The following is a 17,679-nucleotide window of genomic DNA, read 5'->3' as shown; positions in this document are numbered from 1 at the left end:
GCGCGCTGCGCACTGGCTACAGCGCGAGCAGCTCCTTGGTCGTAATGGTGAGTAGCTCGGGTCCGCCGTCCGCCTCGGGGCGCACGACGAGCGTGTCATCGATCCGGACACCGCCCCGGCCCGGGAGGTGGACCCCCGGTTCGACGGTGACCGGCACACAAGCGTCCAGTTTACCCATGGCCGCAGGTGCCAGCTGCGGGTCCTCCTCTATTTCGAGCCCGACCCCGTGCCCGGTCTGCGGCGCGAGGCCCTCACCGTGCCCGGCGGCGGCGAGTACATGGCGTGCCGCGCGGTCGATCTCGCGGTACTCGGCACCGGGCACGAGAGCCTCCCGGGCCGCCCGCTGAGCGGCGAATACGACGTCGTACAGCTCGATCTGCCAGTCGGCGGGCGTCGTCCCGATGACAAAGGTACGGCCGATCTCGCAGCGGTAGCCGCGGTAGTTCGCACCGAGGCAGACGGAGAGAAAATCACCCTCCTCGACGCGCCGGTCCGACGGCCGGTGCCGGCCCGTGCCGGAGTTCGGCCCCGTGGCGACCGAAGTGGGGAATGCCGTGCCGTCCGCGCCGTGGTCGATCAGACGGCGCTCGAGTTCCAGGGCGAGGTGGCGCTCGGTGCGGCCGACCAGGATCGATTCGAGCAGCTCGCCGAGGGCCTGGTCGGTGATCTCGGCCGCGATCCGCAGGGACGCGATCTCATCCTCGTCCTTGACGATCCGCAGCTGCTCGACGGCGCCGGCGAGGTCGCCCAGGCGAAGCTTCGGCGCGACCGAGCCGAGCGCCCGGTGTCTCGCCACGGTCAGGTGGTTCTCCTCGACGGCGAGCGATTGCGCGCCGGCCGCGGCGGCCGTCCGCGCCGCGGCGACCACGGCGTCACCGCCGGGTGCGGGCAGCACCGTGACCCGCAGCTGTTCGTCGGGGCGGCCGGCCGAGGGGTCCACGACCGACGTACCGGGGCAGATCAGCACGTCCTCGTGCGGTCCGAGCAGCACCACGGCGCCGGGCGGAGCCCCGCCCGCGAGGTAGCGGACGTTGGCGGGACGGGAGACCAGTGCGGCGGCGCTGCCGGCGGCGGCGCACCGGTCGCGCAGCCGTCCACGGCGGACCGCATACAGCTCTGACATGTTTCGAGCGTACGAGCGCCGCCGCCGTCCGGCCGGTTCAGCGCGTCCGACCGGGCGGCTCGGGCCCCTGTACGAAGGCTCGGTACGGGGCCCGGCTACGAGGGCCGACGGACGAGGGCCCGCTGCGTACGACGTACGAAAACAGCGCGGCGGCGCTACCAGGCCGGCGGGCTGGCTATGGAGCGGGCCAGGACCTCGTCCAGTACGCGGGCCGTGGTCGGCACGTCGTACTGCGAGTTGTCGATGATCGGCAGCCCCGAGCCGTACCACCCGGCCATCCGGCCGTGAATACGGGCGACTTCCTCGTCCGAAAGGCGCCGGTTGCCACTGCGCTGGGCGTTGCGCTCCAGCACGATCTCCAGGCCGGGCAGTATGACGACGGGCAGCAGGCCGGGCCCCACATGGCGCTTCCAGCCGCCGAGTCCGACGACGGGACGGTCCGGGAAGACCGCGTCGTCGACAATGCAGGAGATGCCGTTGGCCAGGAAGTTGCGGGCGGCGAAGCCGCAGGTACGGCGGGCCAGGCGGTACTGCGCCTCGGACTGGTCGTTCCAGCCGGACTGCGGGTCGGCGAACCCCGAGCACACCCATTCGCGTACGTCGTCGAGGCTGATGTGCGCGGTCGGCACCCGGCGGTGGCGCGCCCAGTGCTTGGCCACGGTCGTCTTGCCCGCGCCCGCGGGGCCGATGAGCAGGACCGCGAGCGTCGTGCTGCCGGTGTCGGTGGGCGCGGCGGCGGGCGGCGGCGCGGGGACCGGCACCGGGCCGCCGGGCGGCAGCTGGATGTGTCCGGTGGTCTCACGGGACGGCGGCCGCTGAGCGTGCTGCGGAGCCGGGCCGTTCCAGCCGGGCGCCGGGGGATGCCCCGGAGCGCTTCCCGGCGCCTGGGGGGCCTGGGGCGGGTGCGGGGGCCCCTGGGGCGCGGGGGGCCCGGCGGGAGGCCCCGCATGCGGTCCGGCGGGGTGCGGGGCGCCGTGTGCCCACCCTGCGGCGGGCCTCTGGGGTGGTGGCAGCGGAGCCCCCACTGCGTGTTGCATCCGGTGCCACTCCGTCTCGTACAGGCGACTCGTGCTGGGCCAGGACGGCCCGGGCCTACCGAAAGGTACCTGCCCCCGCCGTTCTACTGTGAACGGCGGGGGCAGGTCCAGAGTGCCCCGTCAGCCGTCGAGTTCCTCGGCGAGGGCGCGCAGGGCGAGCCGGTACGAGCCGATGCCGAAGCCCGCGACCGTACCGCTGGCGACGGCGGCGACCACCGAGGTGTGCCGGAATTCCTCGCGCGTGTACGGGTTCGAGATGTGCACCTCGATGAGCGGCGCGGTGCGCTGGGCCGCCGCGTCTCTCATTCCGTACGAGTAATGGGTGAAGGCACCCGGATTGAGAACGACCGGAATCGCCCCGTCCGCGGCCTCGTGGAGCCAGCGGATCAGTTCGCCCTCGTCATTGGTCTCCCGTACGTCGACGTCGAAGCCGAGCTCCTTGCCGAGCCGTCCGCACTCCTCGACGAGCCCGGCGTACGACGTGGCGCCGTACACGTCGGGCTCGCGCGAGCCGAGCCGGCCGAGGTTGGGCCCGTTGAGCACGAACACCGTCCTCCTGGCCTGCGTCACTTGGACACCTCGCCGTACGCGGCCAGCAGCACCGCCGGGTCGGGGCCTTCGAGCACGGTCGGCTTGGCGAGCCCGTCGAGGACGATGAAGCGCAGCAGGTTCCCGCGCGACTTCTTGTCGACCTTCATGGTCTCCAGCAGCTTGGGCCACTGGTCGCCGCGGTAGGCGAGCGGCAGCCCGACCGACTCCAGCACCGCGCGGTGCCGGTCGGCGGTCGCGTCGTCGAGCCGGCCCGCGAGGCGGCCGAGTTCGGCGGCGAAGACCATGCCGATGGAAACGGCCGCGCCGTGGCGCCAGTTGTAGCGCTCGTTCTTCTCAATGGCGTGCGCGAGCGTGTGACCGTAGTTGAGGATCTCGCGCAGACCTGATTCCTTCAGGTCGCTCGACACGACATCGGCCTTCACGCGGATCGCGCGCTCGATCAGCTCGGCGGTGCGGGGCCCCTCGGGCGTACGGGCCGCCGCCGGGTCCTCCTCGATCAGGTCGAGGATGACGGGGTCGGCGATGAAGCCCGCCTTGATGATCTCGGCGAGCCCGCTGATGTAGTCGTTGACCGGCAGCGAGTCCAGCGCCGCCAGGTCGCAGAGCACCCCGGCGGGCGGATGGAAGGCACCGACGAGGTTCTTGCCCTCAGCTGTGTTGATGCCGGTCTTGCCGCCGACGGCCGCGTCGACCATGCCGAGCACGGTCGTCGGTACGGCGATCCAGCGCACCCCGCGCAGCCAGGTCGCCGCGACGAAACCGGCCACGTCGGTGGTCGCGCCGCCGCCGACGCCGACGATCACGTCCGTACGCGTGAAGTTGGTCTGCCCGAGCGCCTTCCAGCAGTACGCCGCGACCTCGACGGTCTTGGACTCCTCGGCGTTCGGCAGCTGGATCGCGATGACCTCGTAGCCCTGGCTCGCGAGGTCCTCACGGATCGCCTCACCGGTGCCGGCGAGTGCCTCGGGGTGCAGGACGGCGACGCGCTGGGCGCGGTCGCCGATCAGCCCCGGGAGCTCCCCCAGCAGCTGCCGGCCCACGAGCACCTCGTACGGCTCGGCGCCCTCGCTGCCGCCGATCTGGATACGGGTGACTGCCTGCTCCGTCATGCTTCCTTCAATTCGAGTGCGTCGAGAACCGCCTGGGCGACCTCTTCGGGGGTGCGGTCGTCGGTTTCGACCGTGGCGTCGGCGACCTCGGCGTACAGGTGCCGCCGGGCCTCCATCAGCTGCTTCCACTGCTGGCGCGGATTGACGGCGAGCAGCGGGCGGGCGGTGTTGAGCCCGACACGCTTGATCGCCTCCGTGACGTTCATCGAGAGGTAGACGACGGGCAGTCCGGCCAGGGACGCCCGCGTGCCGTCGTCGAGTACCGCGCCGCCGCCGAGGGCGAGTACGCCCGTGTGCTCGGCGAGGGCGGCCCGCACGGCCTGCCGCTCCAGCTCACGGAAGTGCGCCTCGCCGTCCTCGACGAAGATCTCGGCGATGGGCCGCCCGTCGGCCGCGACGATGTCGGCGTCGGTGTCCCGGTACGCCACTTCGAGCCGCTCGGCGAGCAGCGCGCCCACCGTGGACTTGCCGACGCCCATGGGCCCGACGAGTACGACGACCGGCCCGCCCGACGCGGTCACCGGACGACCAGGTTGTCGAGGTAGCTCTGCACGTTGCGCCGGGTCTCGCCCACGCTGTCGCCGCCGAACTTCTCCGCGACGGCGTCCGCGAGCACGAGCGCGACCATGGCCTCGGCCACGATCCCGGCCGCCGGAACGGCGCACACGTCGGAGCGCTGGTGGTGCGCGGCGGCGACCTCGCCGGTCGCGACGTCGATGGTGGCGAGCGCGCGCGGCACGGTGGCGATGGGCTTCATCGCGGCCCGTACGCGCAGCAGCTCACCGGTGGACATGCCGCCCTCGGTACCGCCGGCACGCCCGGAGGTACGGCGTACGCCCTCGGCCGTCGGCACGATCTCGTCGTGCGCCTTGCTGCCCGGCACCCGGGCCAGGTCGAAGCCGTCGCCGACCTCGACGCCCTTGATCGCCTGGATGCCCATCAGCGCGGCGGCCAGCCGGGCGTCGAGCCTGCGGTCCCAGTGCACGAACGAACCGAGCCCGACGGGCACGTTGTACGCGAGCACCTCGACCACGCCGCCCAGCGTGTCGCCGTCCTTGTGGGCCTGGTCGATCTCCGCCACCATCGCCTTCGACGCGTCGGCGTCCAGGCAGCGCACGGGGTCCTCGTCGAGCTTCGCCTCGTCGGCGGGAACGGGCAGCACGCCGTACGGCGCCTTGGCCGCGGCAAGTTCCACGACGTGCGAGACGATCTCGACGCCGGTGGTCTGCTTCAGGTACGAGCGGGCGACCGTACCCAGCGCGACACGCGCCGCCGTCTCCCGGGCGCTCGCGCGCTCCAGCACCGGCCGGGCCTCGTCCAGCGCGTACTTCTGCATGCCCGCCAGGTCGGCGTGGCCGGGACGCGGGCGGGTCAGCGGCGCGTTGCGCGCCAGCTTGGCCAGCTCATCGGCGTCCACGGGGTCGGCCGACATGACCTGCTCCCACTTGGGCCACTCGGTGTTCCCCACCATGATCGCGACGGGGCCGCCCATGGTGAGGCCGTGCCGCACGCCGCCGAGGAAGGTCACTTCGTCCTTCTCGAACTTCATACGCGCACCGCGCCCATAGCCGAGGCGCCGCCGGGCGAGCGCGTCCGCCACCATCTCCGTGGTGACGGGGACACCGGAGGGAAGTCCCTCCAGCGTCGCGACGAGTGCGGGGCCGTGGGATTCCCCCGCGGTCAGCCAGCGCAACCTGCTCAACGGTGCTCCTCATGCTCGCGCCTGGAACTGCGACGGCGCGACCGGGTGCGCGGCCCTGGCCCGCCACCCCTGATCCTCCCACGACCGGGCGCCCGTCCCGGTCGTGGGTCCATCAGACGGACGGCCTTCTCACTCCTCGGGACCCTCCGGCCGGATCCCGCGTGTGGCCACCATGCGCCTCAGCCTGCGTACGCCCTCCCGGAGGAGCAGTCCGAACCCGATCGCCCCGAGGGTGATCCGCAGCCAGTCCGGCAGGAAGTACAGCGCCAGTCTGAGCAGGTCCGGCGCTGCCAGAGTCTGCCCTGCCACCATGCTCATGATCGAGCGCTCCTCACCCTTTGACCTGCGGTTCTCCGCGGATTCCCGTGGGCGGGACTCTAGTGGGCGGCGAGCGCGCGTTCCCCGGCGGCCCGCATGACGTCGAGCGGCGCGGTGGCGCGGCCCGTCATCTGCTGCACCTGGAGCACCGCCTGGTGCACAAGCAGGTCGAGGCCGCCGACGACCGCGCCGCCATGCGCCGACCAGGCGGCGGCGAGTGCGGTCGGCCACGGCTCGTACAGCACGTCGAAGAGCGTGCCGGGGCGGTCCGGTACGGCCCCGGCGAGGGCGTCGGTGGTGCCGGCCGGGGTGGTGGCGACGACCAGCGGCGCCTCGAAGGCCTCTGCGGCCTGAGACCAGTCGGCGATGCGTACGTCGACTCCGAGCCGCTCGCCCCACTGCCGCATCTCGTCGGCGCGTGCGGAGCTTCGGACGTACGCGGTCACCGCGCCGGTGCACAGGCGGGAAAGCGCGGCGAGGGCGGACGAGGCGGTGGCTCCGGCGCCCAGGACGGCGGCGGAGCCGACTTTCTCGATGCCTCGCTCGTGCAGGGCGGCGATCATCCCGGGGATGTCGGTGTTGTCGCCGATGCGGCGGCCGTCCTCGGTGAGGACCACGGTGTTGACCGCCTCCACGGAGGCCGCCGTGTCGCTGATCTCGTCGAGCAGCGGGATGACGGCCCGCTTGAGCGGCATGGTCAGCGACAGCCCCGCCCACGACGGGTCGAGCTCCGCGAAGAAGCCGGGCAGCCCGGCCTCGTCCACTTCGAACCGGTCGTACGACCAGTGGGCGAGACCGAGTTCGGCGTACGCGGCGCGGTGGAGCACCGGTGAGAGCGAGTGGGCGATGGGCGAGCCGAGGACGGCCGCGCGTCGGGCTGTGCTCACTGTCCGGACTTCTCCAGCTCTTCCTCGTACTGACGCCGGTTCCGCTCGTGCTCCGCGTTGGTCACCGCGAAAAGGGTCTTGTCGGCCGTGACGGATACGAAGTAGTACCAGGGGCCAGGCTTCGGATTGATCGCCGAACTCAGTGCATCGGCACCCGGGTTGCTGATGGCGCCCGGCGGCAGGCCCTTGATGTCGTACGTGTTGTACGGATCCCTGATCTGCCGCAGATCGTCGACGGCCCCGATGTCGAGCTTACTTTCGGCCTTGATGTAGTTGATCGTGGAGTCGAACTCGAGCCGCCCCACGGTTTCCGTGTTGTTCGGCTGGAGGCGGTTGTAGACGACCCTGGACACCTTGTCGAAGTCGTGTTTGTACTTGCCTTCGACCTGAACGAGGCTCGCCACCGTGATGAGTTCCATCGGGGAGTCGAGCCCGAGCCTCTTGGCCTCGGCCTCGACATTCGCGGCATCGTATTTCGCCTTGGCCCGCGCCACCATTTCCTTGAGCACGGACTTGGGCGTCGACTTTCCGCCGATGTCGTAACGCGACGGGTAGAGGAAGCCTTCCAGCGGGTCCTTGATGTCGGGGTCGTCGTTGGCCCATTCGGGCAGACCGAGGTCCTTGAACTCCTTCTCGGCCACGTCCTCCGTGGTACCGCCGTCGAGCTTCAGTTGCTTGTCGATCGCCTCGTAGATCCCGACATTCCGCTCGCCCTCCTTGACGATGAGGGCGTTCAGATTCGACGGATTGATCATGAGCTCGACGGCAGCCTTGCCCGACATCTCCTTTTTCATCGGGTAGACGCCGGGCTGAATTCCCTGACTTTTCGGGTTGGCCGTCGCCGCCGAGACGAAGGCGCCGGAGCTCTTGACCACTCCCTTGCGGGCCAGGATGCTCCCCATCTCGCCCAGCCCCGCACCCTTGGGGATCTCGACGTCGACGGAACCGGTGCCGCTGCCTGCGAAGTCCTCGGGCGCGCCGAACTGGTCCTGGTAGAACTGGTAGCCGAAATAGCCGACGCCGCCCAGGCCGCCGACCAGGACCACCATGACGAAGAGGCATGCCGTGCCGTTGCGGCTCTTCTTCTTCTTGGGCTTGCCGCCGCGGCGGTCCCCACCCCGTCCGCCGCGGCCGCCCCGGGAATCCTGGGCGTCGTCGTCGCGGTCGTCGCCGCGGTCGTCGCCGCCCGTGAAGAACGGGTGATCCTCGCGCTCCTCGGGCTCCGGGTCCCACTCCGGGGCCTGGTCCGGCTCCGGGACGTGGCGCTGGTTCGGCGGCTGCGGCGGAGGGTACGCCTCGGGCGCGGCGTAGTAGTCCTGCTCGCCGGCGCCGTACGCGGGCTGCTGGCCGGCGTAGGGGTCGGCCACCGGATTCATGCCGTACGGCACCGGCTCCTGCGGGTGGGGCGGGTGCTGGTGCTGGCCTGTGTCCCAGCCGCCGTTGTCGCCGTACTGCTGCTGCGGGTTGTACTGCTGCTGCGGGTTCTGCTGGTTCTGCTGGTGGCCGTCGTAGTACGGCTGCTGGTGCTGCGGCTCCTGCTGGTACTGCTGCGGCTGACCGCCGTACGGACCCTGCTGGCCGTGAGCGGCCTGCTGTCCTGCCCATCCCTGGTCCCCGTACAACGGGTCCTCGGGATGCCACGGTTCGTGGCCTGCGCCCCGGCCATACTCAGTCATCAAACCCCATAGTGTGCCGCGAGGCGGTGGCTGCTTCGCGCGTGGGGGCGCGGCATCCGGTCCGCCTCTTCTTTGTGCGGCAGCTGTTCGAACACCGCCGCATCGCGCGGAACGTTACCGTATCGCGATCAGACAACCACTTCGACGCCCTCGCCCGGGGGATCCCCCGAGACCCGTTCGGCCTCCAAAGCGTTCTGAAGGATGACAATTGCCGCCGCCTGGTCGATGACAGATCTGCCCTTCTTGGACTTCACGCCCGAAGCGCGCAGGCCCTGACTGGCCGTCACTGTGGTCATCCTCTCGTCCACGAGCCGCACCGGGACGGGTGCGATGCCCGCGGCGAGCACCTGGACGAATGCCCGGACCTTGACGGCCGCCGGCCCCTCGCCCCCGCTGAGGGAGCGAGGGAGGCCGACCACGACCTCGATCGGTTCGTACTCCTCGACGAGCTGCCTCAGCCGCCGGTGGGCGGCCGGGACATCGCGTCCCGGCACGGTCTCCACCGGCGTGGCCAGGACCCCGTCGGGGTCGCACGAGGCGACCCCGATCCGGGCGTCCCCGACGTCGATCGCGAGGCGACGGCCGCGTCGCATCAGGCGCTCTCGCCGACCGCGCGCTCGACGGCGGCCACGGCGTCGCCGATGGCCTCCGGGTTCTGGCCGCCGCCCTGGGCGACGTCCGGCTTGCCGCCACCGCCGCCGCCGAGGGTCTTGGCGGCCGTACGGACCAGGTCGCCGGCCTTGAGACCGCGCTCACGGGCGGCCTCGTTGGTGGCGATCACCGTCAGCGGGCGGCCGTTGGCGGTGGTGAAGAGCGCCACGACCGTCGGACGGTCGGACGGGATCCGGCCGCGTACGTCCAGGACGAGCCTGCGCAGGTCGTCGGCCGAGGTACCGTCCGGCACCTGGCCGGTGACGACCGCGACGCCGCGCACGTCCTTGGCACCGGAGGCGAGACCGGCGGCGGCCTGGAGGACCTTCTCCGCGCGGAACTTCTCGATCTCCTTCTCGGCGTCCTTGAGCTTGGCGAGCATTCCGGAGATCTTCTCCGGCAGCTCCTCCGGACGGCCCTTGACCAGCTCCTGGAGCTGGGCGACGACCGTGTGCTCGCGGGCGAGGAAGTTGTACGCGTCGACGCCGACCAGGGCCTCGATGCGCCGTACGCCCGAGCCGATCGACGACTCGCCGAGCAGCTTCACCAGACCCAGCTGGGCGGTGTTGTGGACGTGCGTACCGCCGCACAGCTCCTTGGAGAAGTCGCCGATGGTCACGACGCGCACGCGCTCGCCGTACTTCTCGCCGAACTCGGCGATGGCGCCCTGCTTCTTGGCCTCGTCGATCGACATGACCTCGGCCTGGACGTCGAGTTCACGGGCGAGCACATCGTTGATCTTGTGCTCCACGTCGGTGAGGACGGTGCCCGGTACGGCGTTCGGCGAGCCGAAGTCGAAGCGGAAGCGGCCCGGCGAGTTCTCCGAGCCGGCCTGGGCGGCGGTCGGGCCGAGGGCGTCGCGCAGCGCCTGGTGCGTGAGGTGCGTGGCACTGTGGGCGCGGGCGATGGCCCTACGGCGCTTCAGGTCGATGGCGGCGTAGGCGGAGGCGCCCACGGTCACCTCGCCGACCTGGACCGAGCCCTTGTGTACGGAGACGCCCGGCACCGGCTGCTGTACGTCGCGCACCTGGATGATGGCGCCCGTGTCCAGCTTGATGCGGCCGGTGTCGGCGAGCTGGCCGCCGCCCTCGGCGTAGAAGGGCGTGCGGTCGAGGACAACCTCGACCTCGTCGCCCTCGGTGGCGGCCGGGGAGGGCAGTCCGTCGACGAGCAGGCCGACGATGGTCGACTCGCCCTCGGTGTGGATGTAGCCAGTGAACTCGGTGGTGCCGGAGTTGTCGGCGACCTCACGATAGGCGGAGACGTCGGCGTGGCCGGTCTTCTTGGCCTTGGCGTCGGCCTTGGCCCGGTCCCGCTGCTCCTTCATCAGGCGGCGGAATCCGTCCTCGTCCACGGAGAGGCCCTGTTCGGCGGCCATCTCCAGGGTGAGGTCGATCGGGAAACCCCAGGTGTCGTGGAGCAGGAACGCCTTGTCGCCGGAGAGGACCTTGCCGCCCGCGGCCTTGGTGTCGGTCACGGCCGTGTCGAGGATGTTCGTGCCGCCCTTGAGGGCCTTCACGAACGCGGCCTCCTCGGCGAGGGCCACGGTCTCGATGCGCTTGCGCTCGGTCAGGAGCTCCGGGTACTGCTGCCCCATCGACGTGATCACGGTGTCGACGAGCTCGGCGACGACGGGACCGGTGGCGCCCAGGAGGCGCATGTTGCGGATGGCGCGACGCATGATGCGGCGCAACACGTAGCCGCGGCCCTCGTTGCCGGGGGTGACGCCGTCGCCGATGAGCATCACCGACGTGCGCATGTGGTCGGTGACGACGCGCAGCGAGACGTCCGAGGCGTGGTCGGCGCCGTACTGCACACCGGTCAGCTCGGTGGCCTTCTCGATGACCACCATCGAGGTGTCGATCTCGTAGAGGTTCTGCACGTCCTGGAGGATCATCGCCAGGCGCTCGAGACCGAGGCCGGTGTCGATGTTCTTCGACGGCAGGTCGCCGAGGATCGGGAAGTCTTCCTTGCCGTCGCCGGCGCCCCGCTCGTACTGCATGAAGACCAGGTTCCAGATCTCCACGTAGCGCTCGTCGTTGACGGCGGGGCCGCCCTCGACGCCGAAGGCCGGGCCACGGTCGTAGTTGATCTCCGAGCACGGACCGCACGGACCGGGCACGCCCATGGACCAGAAGTTGTCCTTCTTGCCCAGGCGCTGGATCCGCTCGGCCGGTACGCCGATCTTGTCGCGCCAGATCTGCTCGGCCTCGTCGTCGTCGAGGTAGACCGTGATCCACAGCCGCTCGGGGTCGAGGCCGTAGCCGCCGTCCGCCACGGAGCTGGTGAGCAGCTCCCAGGCGTACTGGATGGCGCCTTCCTTGAAGTAGTCGCCGAACGAGAAGTTGCCGCACATCTGGAAGAACGTGCCGTGGCGGGTGGTCTTGCCGACCTCTTCGATGTCCGGCGTACGCACGCACTTCTGCACGCTGGTGACGCGCGGGGCGGGCGGCTTGACCTCGCCGAGGAAGTACGGCTTGAAGGGCACCATGCCCGCGGGGACCAGCAGCAGGGTCGGGTCGTCCGCGATGAGCGACGCCGAAGGCACGACGTTGTGTCCGCGCTCCTCGAAGAAGCGCAGCCAGCGGCGGCGGATTTCAGCCGACTCCATCAGTGGTCCTCATTCCGGTTGTACGAATGCGTGTTGTGGTCGAGAGCGGCGACGCGTCGGTGCTCGATGACTCTGGGATCGTTCTGCGCCTCGAGGCCGAGGGCTTCGCCGAGTTCGGCTTCGCGCTGCGCCATTCCCGCCTTGACGTCGAGCGCGAAGTCCTTGAGCCGGTGACCCGCCTCGACCGCCTTGTCGGCGGCCTGCGCGGCGAGGCTCTCGGGCGTCAGCTGCTTGAGCTTGCGGTTGACCTTGGTGGTGGCCCACACGCCGGCTGCGGCGCCGGCGGTGAACCAGAACGTACGGCGGAACATTGCGGCTTCAGCCCTTCCGCTTCCTGCGCCGGGCGGACGGCACGGTCCGGCCGACGATCACAGTGCGACGCGACGGCTGCTCCGCCGGGGCGTCCTTGCCGCGGCCGAGCGCCCGGCGGACGCCGTACCCGAAGGCTGCGACCTTGACGAGCGGGCCGCCGAAGGTCGACGCGACGGTCGTCGAGAGCGCGGATGCGTTGGAGGTGACTTCCTGGACGTCGGTCGCGATGGCGTCGACCCGGTCGAGCTGGGTCTGCGCGGACCGTACGGTCGCGGAGGCGTCCGCCAGCAGCGGGACGGCCTGATCGGTCACGTCCGCCACGAGCTTGGTCGTCGCCCTGAGCGTCTGGGCCAGCCTCACCAGCACCACGGCAAGGAAAGAGACCAGGATCGCCCAGAAGACGGCCACCAGGATGCCGGCCACCTCTCCACCGGACACTTTGCACCGCTCCCTGACATTGAGAAAAGTCGTTCTGCGAGCCTATCGCGCCGGGGCTCTGGCTCCGTACCGCATTAGGGGTGCGAGGGGCGGGTGGTGTCCGGCCTGATTGTACGGAGTGCTTACGGATCGGTACGCTCCGTGTCCTATGCGACGCACTCCCCCTCCTGTGTCCCACTCGCCCAGCCCCGGCGGCCTCCCGGCGGAGCTGAACCCGTTCGTCGGGCGCCGCGCCGAACTGGCGGAGCTGGGCCGCCTGCTGGAGGAAGCCCGGCTGGTCACCGTGACCGGAGTCGGCGGCGTCGGCAAGACACGGTTCGCGCTCCGCGCCGCCTGCGACCTGCAGGAACGGTACTGCGACGGGGTGCGTCTCGCCGAGTTGTCCGCCCTCACGGACCCCGGTCCGCTGGAGCACGCGGTCGTCGAGGCGCTGGGGCTGACCGACCACACCAGCAAGCCTCCACGGACGGTGCTGGTGGAGCATCTCGCGGAGCGCCGACTGCTGCTCGTGCTCGACGGTTTCGAGCACCTCGTCGACGCCGTCGCCGGGCTGGTCAGGGAGCTGCTGCGGCGCGCTCCGGGGCTGACCGTGCTGGCCACGGGGCGGCAGCCGTTGTGCGTCGACGGCGAGCAGACCTTTCCCCTGCCGCCGATGCCGGACCCGGAGGCCGTACGTCTGTTCACCGACCGGGCCGCCGCCGGGCAGCCCGGCTTCCGGCTGTCGGACGCCAACAGCGCCGCCGTGCACGAGCTGTGCCGCCGCCTGGACGGGATTCCGCTGGCCCTGGAACTGGCGGCCGGGCGGCTGAAGGCCCTCTCCGTCGGGCAGGTGCTCGACCGGCTCGACCACCGTTTCCGCCTGCTGACCGGCTCCACCCGTGGGGCCCTCCCCCGCCACCAGACGCTGCGCACCGCGATCGGCTGGAGCCATGAGCTGTGCACACCGGAGCAGCGGCTGCTGTGGGCGCGGCTTTCGGTGTTCGCGGCACAGTTCGACCTGGAGGCGGCCGACTATGTCTGCGGCGGCCCGGAATTCCTGGACGACAGCGTTCCCGGCGTCCTCGATGTGATCACGGACCTGATCGCGCAGTCCGTCGTGATCCGTGAGGACACGGCGACCGGGGTCCGCTACCGGATGCTCGACACCGTCAGGGAGTACGGCGCCGACTGGCTGGCGGCCACGGGGGACGCGGAGCGCGTGCGGCGCAGGCACCGCGACTGGTATCTGGGGCTGGCGACCTGGTGCGAGCTGGACTGGTTCAGTCCCCGGCAGGCCGAGGTGGCGGCGCGCGTGGACAGTGAACTGCCCAATCTGCGCCGGGCGATGGAGTACTCGCTGGAGCACCCGCGGGACATACATCTGGGCCAGTACCTGGCGGGCACCCTGTGGTTCTACTGGGTCGGCTGCGGGCGCCTGTCGGAGGGGCGGCACTGGCTGGACCACGTACTGGAGTCGGAGAGCGGGCACGAGGCGCACCGGCTGAAGGCGCTGTGGGTGCTCGGCTATGTGGCCGTGCTCCAGGGCGACGCGATCGGCGCGCTCGCCGCCCTCCAGGAGTGCCGCGAGGGCGCCGAGCTGAGCGGGAACGGCCTCGCGGCGGCGTACGCCGTGCACCGGTCGGGCTGTCTGGCGCTGGTTTCCGACGACATGCCGCGCGCCGAGGAACTGCTGTGTGAGGCGCTCGCCCGCTACGAGGAGATCGGCGAGCTGAACAGCAATGTGCTGATGGCGCGGGTCGAGCTGGCGATGGCGGTGGCCTTCCGCGGCGACCTGGCGCAGGCCGTGGAGATCTGCGAGGCGGTCACGGAGGTATGCGAGGACCACGGTGAGCGCTGGGCCCTCGCGTACGCGCTGTACGTCCGGGCCTATGCGGCGCGGACGGAGGGCAGGCCGGAGCGCGCCCGGAAACTGCTGGCGGAGTGCCTGGCGATCGACCACGCGTTCAACGATCTGCTCGGGGTGGTGCTCGCCCTGGAGCTGCTGGCGCTGGTCACCCTCGACGCCGGCGATCCGGCGGAGGCGGCCGTGCTCCAGGGGGCGGCCGAGCGGATCTGGCCGTCGGTGGGGCTGCCGCTGTTCGGTTCGGCGTACTACAACGCGCCGCACACGCTGTGCGAGGAGAAGTCCCGCGAGCGCCTCGGTGACGACCGGTACGAGACGTTCCGCCGCGAGGGCGGCTCGCTCCCCCTGGACGCGGCGGTGGCCAGGGCACTCGAAGGGCCGCCCCGCCCGGCGCCCGCACCACCCCGGCCGCGCCCGGCGTCCGCGGCGGCGAGGAACGGCGCCCCGAACACGCGCGAGCCCGCCGCCTCCCGTTCCGTACGGAACGAGGAGACGACGGGCTGAGGCACTTGCCCGACTACGGCCGCTGGATCAGCGGGCGTAGTACTCGACGACGAGCTGCTCGTCGCAGATGACCGGGATTTCCTTGCGGTTCGGGTCGCGGTCCAGGCGGAAGGCCAGGGCCTTCAGGTTCACCTGGAGGTAGCGCGGCGTCTCACCCTCGGTGTCGTAGCCACCCTCGCGGGCCACCTGGAAGGGGTGCTTCTCGCGGCTGCGCTCGCGGACCATCACGACGTCGTCGGGACGGACGCGGAACGACGGCTTGTCGACCTTGCCACCGTTGACCTCGATGTGGCCGTGGACGACCATCTGACGGGCCTGGTAGATCGTGCGGGCGATGCCCGAACGCAGGATCAGGGCGTCGAGGCGGCGCTCGAGCTCGATGACCAGGGCCTCGCCGGTCTTGCCTTCGGCCTTCTTGGCGCGGTCGTAGGCGCGGGCCATCTGCTTCTCGCTGATGTCGTACTGCGCGCGCAGACGCTGCTTCTCGAGCAGACGGACCTTGTAGTCCGAGTTCTGCTTGCGCCCACGGCCGTGCTCGCCCGGCGGGTAGGGGCGGGCCTCGAAGTACTTGACAGCCTTCGGCGTCAGCGCGATACCGAGCGCACGGGACTTCTTGACCTTGGGACGCGACTGGTTAGGCACGTTCTCCAGACCTCCGTTGTAGGTTAGGTTAGGCTCACCTTACTCAAGGAGATCGCATGTCTCGTCCGGGGAACACCAGTCACGTCACGGACAACACAAAGAAGGCCGACATCAAGAGTGTCGACGCGACGGAGGTCCGATCAGATCGTGGTCAGCCGCGTCCCAGCGGACTTGAAATCGCGCGGATGCCGTCAGCAGCCGAGCGCACACGAACTCTCGTACAGAGTACCTGCTCCGCGGTAGTGCTTCTCCCCGGTCCTGTCGTGGCCCGTCCCGAGCAGCTGGTACCCGAGGAGCGGAGCGTGGGGCCGGACGGCGAAGTACTGCTGGTCTTCCCGGCGGATTCACCGGTCGTACGGGCCGCCACCCACGCGCAGGACGACGAACTCCCCGTGGTGCTGGAGCTCACCGATGTGGCACCGGTGTCCGTTCCCAACCGTATCCGGGGACGGGCCTGGCTCTCCGGCTGGCTCACCTGTGTACGCGGGGTCGCCGGGCCGGGGCGCATGCTGCTGCGGCTCGAGGTGGGTGAGGCGCGGGTGGACGACCTGTGGGGCACGGGGATGGTCGATGCCGAGGGGTTCGCGGCGGGTGCCGCCGATCCGCTCGTCGAGCACGAGGCGGAGCTGCTCCAGCATCTGCACGCGGCGCACGGCGACCAGGTGCGGCAGCTGTGCGGTCTGGCGGGCGGGCGCGCGGCGGGGACCAGTGCGGTGCCTTTGGCGCTGGACCGGTTCGGACTGCGGGTGCGCTTCAGCGGCGGCGAGGACGGGCGCGTCTTCGACGCGCGCTTCGACTTCCGCGAACCGGTGCGTGACATCGCCGGGCTGCGCCGCGCCATACATCAGCTCTTCGAGGCGGCCGCGCGCTGAAACGCCCGTCGTCCCCCGCGGGCCCGCAGGTCAGGAGCGCGGCTCGGACGGGCCGTCGCCGCGCAGCCGGCCGCGCACTTTCTCGACCACGTCGGCGTAACGGGCTTCGGCTCCGTAGCGCGTTGGTTCGTAGTAGTGGCGCCCCTGCACGGCGTCCGGCGCGTACTGCTGGGCGGCGATCGCGCCCGGCACGTCGTGCGGGTACACATAGCCCTGCGCGTGGCCGAGCTTGGCGGCGCCCTTGTAGTGGCCGTCGCGCAGATGGGCCGGGACCGGGCCCGCCATTCCCTTCCGTACGTCCGCCTGGGCCGCGAAGATCGCGTTCGTCGCGGCGTTGGACTTGGGCGCGAGGGCCAGCGCGATCGTGGCGTGGCTGAGAGTGAGAGCGGCCTCCGGGAAGCCGATCATGGCCACGGCCTGGGCTGCGGCGACGGCGGTAGGCAGCGCGGTCGGGTCGGCGAGGCCGATGTCCTCGCTGGCGGAGATCATCAGCCGCCGGGCGATGAACCGGGGGTCCTCCCCCGCCTCGATCATGCGGGCGAGATAGTGCAGCGCGGCGTCGACGTCGGAGCCGCGGATGGACTTGATGAGGGCGCTCGCCACGTCGTAGTGCTGGTCGCCGTCGCGGTCGTACTTCACCGCCGCTCGGTCGACCGTCTCCTCGACCGTCTCGAGGGTGATCTCGTCCTCGCCCTTGGAGATGGCCGCTCCCGCGGCCGCTTCGAGCGCGGTGAGCGCGCGCCGGGCATCGCCGCCCGCGATCCGCAACAGGTGCGCCTCGGCGTCGTCGGCGAGCGTGACCGCGCCCCCCAGACCGCGTTCCTCCGTGAGGGCCCGGTGCACCAGGGAGCGCAGGTCGTCGTCGGTCAGTGACTCCAGCGTGAGCAGGAGGGAGCGGGAGAGCAGGGGAGAGATGATCGAGAAGTACGGATTCTCGGTGGTCGCCGCGATGAGCGTCACCCAGCGGTTCTCGACGGCCGGCAGCAGCGAGTCCTGCTGGGCCTTGCTGAAGCGGTGGATCTCGTCGAGGAAGAGGACGGTCTCCTTGCCGTAGCCCCCGGACGCGCGGCGGGCGCCGTCGATGACGGCCCGCACTTCCTTGACTCCGGCGGTGATCGCGGAGAGCTCGACGAAGCGCTTCTGGGTGGCCAGGCTGACGACGTACGCGAGGGTCGTCTTCCCGATGCCGGGCGGGCCCCAGAGGATCACCGAGGACGGTCCGGCGGGACCGCCGCTGCCCTCACCGACCAGCCGGCGCAGCGGGGCCCCCGGCTTCAGCAAGTGCTGCTGGCCGACGACCTCGTCGAGGGTGCGCGGGCGCATCCGTACGGCGAGAGGGCTGCTGGACGGATCCTTGAGCTGGCGGTCTTCGGCGGCTGCGGTGAACAGGTCTGGCTCCACG

17 protein-coding genes are annotated in these 17,679 nt (G+C 70.9%); 2 read left to right on the top strand and 15 right to left on the bottom strand.

From position 1 onward, the window contains the following. Positions 1-16: 16 nt before the first annotated feature. The 13 genes from ACWIHY_RS09590 to ACWIHY_RS09530 form a co-directional block, all read right to left on the bottom strand. Positions 17-1,123: a M24 family metallopeptidase gene (locus ACWIHY_RS09590; protein ID WP_454375059.1), complete on the bottom strand. Its 1,107-nt coding sequence runs from the start codon at positions 1,121-1,123 to the stop codon at positions 17-19. A 155-nt stretch (positions 1,124-1,278) separates the two neighbouring features. Further along, positions 1,279-2,160 carry a Pro-rich N-terminal domain-containing protein gene (locus ACWIHY_RS09585; protein WP_454375058.1) on the bottom strand — a complete coding sequence of 294 codons (882 nt, stop codon included), beginning with the start codon at positions 2,158-2,160 and terminating at the stop codon, positions 1,279-1,281. 120 nt (positions 2,161-2,280) lie between these two features. Then, positions 2,281-2,730: a type II 3-dehydroquinate dehydratase gene (locus ACWIHY_RS09580; protein WP_454375057.1), complete on the bottom strand. Its 450-nt coding sequence runs from the start codon at positions 2,728-2,730 to the stop codon at positions 2,281-2,283. Continuing rightward, positions 2,727-3,821 (bottom strand): 3-dehydroquinate synthase, encoded by a 1,095-nt coding sequence (aroB, locus tag ACWIHY_RS09575; protein WP_454375056.1) that lies wholly within the window; start codon positions 3,819-3,821, stop codon positions 2,727-2,729. The genes ACWIHY_RS09580 and aroB overlap by 4 nt, the downstream gene beginning before the upstream one ends. Continuing rightward, on the bottom strand, positions 3,818-4,300 hold the full coding sequence (locus ACWIHY_RS09570; protein ID WP_454375131.1) for a shikimate kinase: 483 nt from the start codon (positions 4,298-4,300) through the stop codon (positions 3,818-3,820). The genes aroB and ACWIHY_RS09570 overlap by 4 nt, the downstream gene beginning before the upstream one ends. Positions 4,301-4,338: 38 nt before the next feature. Continuing rightward, positions 4,339-5,523, bottom strand: coding sequence for a chorismate synthase (gene aroC, locus ACWIHY_RS09565; protein WP_454375055.1), 1,185 nt, complete (start codon positions 5,521-5,523; stop codon positions 4,339-4,341). Positions 5,524-5,652: 129 nt separating this feature from the next. Further along, complete coding sequence (locus ACWIHY_RS09560) at positions 5,653-5,841, bottom strand: hypothetical protein (RefSeq protein ID WP_454375054.1); 189 nt, start codon at positions 5,839-5,841, stop codon at positions 5,653-5,655. 59 nt (positions 5,842-5,900) lie between these two features. Further along, the gene (locus ACWIHY_RS09555) at positions 5,901-6,728 is read right to left on the bottom strand and encodes a shikimate dehydrogenase (RefSeq protein ID WP_454375053.1); all 828 of its coding nucleotides are present in this window, start codon (positions 6,726-6,728) and stop codon (positions 5,901-5,903) included. Further along, positions 6,725-8,404, bottom strand: coding sequence for an endolytic transglycosylase MltG (gene mltG / locus ACWIHY_RS09550; protein ID WP_454375052.1), 1,680 nt, complete (start codon positions 8,402-8,404; stop codon positions 6,725-6,727). The genes ACWIHY_RS09555 and mltG overlap by 4 nt, the downstream gene beginning before the upstream one ends. A 128-nt stretch (positions 8,405-8,532) precedes the next feature. After that, positions 8,533-8,997, bottom strand: coding sequence for a Holliday junction resolvase RuvX (gene ruvX / locus ACWIHY_RS09545; RefSeq protein WP_454375051.1), 465 nt, complete (start codon positions 8,995-8,997; stop codon positions 8,533-8,535). Beyond that, complete coding sequence (alaS, locus tag ACWIHY_RS09540; protein ID WP_454375050.1) at positions 8,997-11,666, bottom strand: alanine--tRNA ligase; 2,670 nt, start codon at positions 11,664-11,666, stop codon at positions 8,997-8,999. The genes ruvX and alaS overlap by 1 nt, the downstream gene beginning before the upstream one ends. Then, positions 11,666-11,977, bottom strand: coding sequence for a DUF6167 family protein (locus ACWIHY_RS09535; protein ID WP_454375049.1), 312 nt, complete (start codon positions 11,975-11,977; stop codon positions 11,666-11,668). Before ACWIHY_RS09535 ends, alaS begins: the two co-directional genes overlap by 1 nt. A gap of 7 nt (positions 11,978-11,984) precedes the next feature. Beyond that, entirely contained in the window at positions 11,985-12,416 is a 432-nt protein-coding gene (locus tag ACWIHY_RS09530) for a DUF948 domain-containing protein (protein ID WP_454375048.1), read from the bottom strand. 148 nt (positions 12,417-12,564) lie between these two features. Between ACWIHY_RS09530 and ACWIHY_RS09525 the strand changes: the two genes are divergently transcribed. Continuing rightward, positions 12,565-14,763: an ATP-binding protein gene (locus tag ACWIHY_RS09525; RefSeq protein WP_454375047.1), complete on the top strand. Its 2,199-nt coding sequence runs from the start codon at positions 12,565-12,567 to the stop codon at positions 14,761-14,763. A gap of 27 nt (positions 14,764-14,790) precedes the next feature. Here the strand turns inward: ACWIHY_RS09525 and rpsD are convergent, their stop codons facing one another. Then, positions 14,791-15,405 (bottom strand): 30S ribosomal protein S4, encoded by a 615-nt coding sequence (gene rpsD / locus ACWIHY_RS09520; RefSeq protein WP_138894445.1) that lies wholly within the window; start codon positions 15,403-15,405, stop codon positions 14,791-14,793. A gap of 185 nt (positions 15,406-15,590) precedes the next feature. On the opposite strand from rpsD, the gene ACWIHY_RS09515 reads away from it, so the two are divergent. Then, the gene (locus ACWIHY_RS09515) at positions 15,591-16,277 is read left to right on the top strand and encodes a DUF2470 domain-containing protein (RefSeq protein ID WP_454375046.1); all 687 of its coding nucleotides are present in this window, start codon (positions 15,591-15,593) and stop codon (positions 16,275-16,277) included. 30 nt (positions 16,278-16,307) lie between these two features. Here ACWIHY_RS09515 and ACWIHY_RS09510 read toward each other — a convergent pair whose 3' ends face one another. Further along, positions 16,308-17,678 (bottom strand): replication-associated recombination protein A, encoded by a 1,371-nt coding sequence (locus ACWIHY_RS09510; RefSeq protein WP_454375045.1) that lies wholly within the window; start codon positions 17,676-17,678, stop codon positions 16,308-16,310. Position 17,679: the final 1 nt, after the last annotated feature.

The sequence above is a fragment of the Streptomyces sp. NPDC055287 genome (assembly GCF_053646035.1).
Note: the sequence above shows the minus strand (reverse complement) of the source record. Positions and strands in the feature narration are given on the sequence as shown.

Coding starts and splice junctions, on each gene's coding strand:
- mltG (WP_454375052.1), bottom strand. CDS start 8,404: ATGACTGAGTATGGCCGGGGCGCAGGCCACGAACCGTGGCATCCCGAG.
- ACWIHY_RS09525 (WP_454375047.1), top strand. CDS start 12,565: ATGCGACGCACTCCCCCTCCTGTGTCCCACTCGCCCAGCCCCGGCGGC.
- ruvX (WP_454375051.1), bottom strand. CDS start 8,997: ATGCGACGCGGCCGTCGCCTCGCGATCGACGTCGGGGACGCCCGGATC.
- ACWIHY_RS09570 (WP_454375131.1), bottom strand. CDS start 4,300: ATGGGCGTCGGCAAGTCCACGGTGGGCGCGCTGCTCGCCGAGCGGCTC.
- ACWIHY_RS09560 (WP_454375054.1), bottom strand. CDS start 5,841: ATGAGCATGGTGGCAGGGCAGACTCTGGCAGCGCCGGACCTGCTCAGA.
- ACWIHY_RS09515 (WP_454375046.1), top strand. CDS start 15,591: ATGCCGTCAGCAGCCGAGCGCACACGAACTCTCGTACAGAGTACCTGC.
- aroB (WP_454375056.1), bottom strand. CDS start 3,821: ATGACGGAGCAGGCAGTCACCCGTATCCAGATCGGCGGCAGCGAGGGC.
- ACWIHY_RS09535 (WP_454375049.1), bottom strand. CDS start 11,977: ATGTTCCGCCGTACGTTCTGGTTCACCGCCGGCGCCGCAGCCGGCGTG.
- ACWIHY_RS09585 (WP_454375058.1), bottom strand. CDS start 2,160: ATGCAACACGCAGTGGGGGCTCCGCTGCCACCACCCCAGAGGCCCGCC.
- alaS (WP_454375050.1), bottom strand. CDS start 11,666: ATGGAGTCGGCTGAAATCCGCCGCCGCTGGCTGCGCTTCTTCGAGGAG.
- ACWIHY_RS09590 (WP_454375059.1), bottom strand. CDS start 1,123: ATGTCAGAGCTGTATGCGGTCCGCCGTGGACGGCTGCGCGACCGGTGC.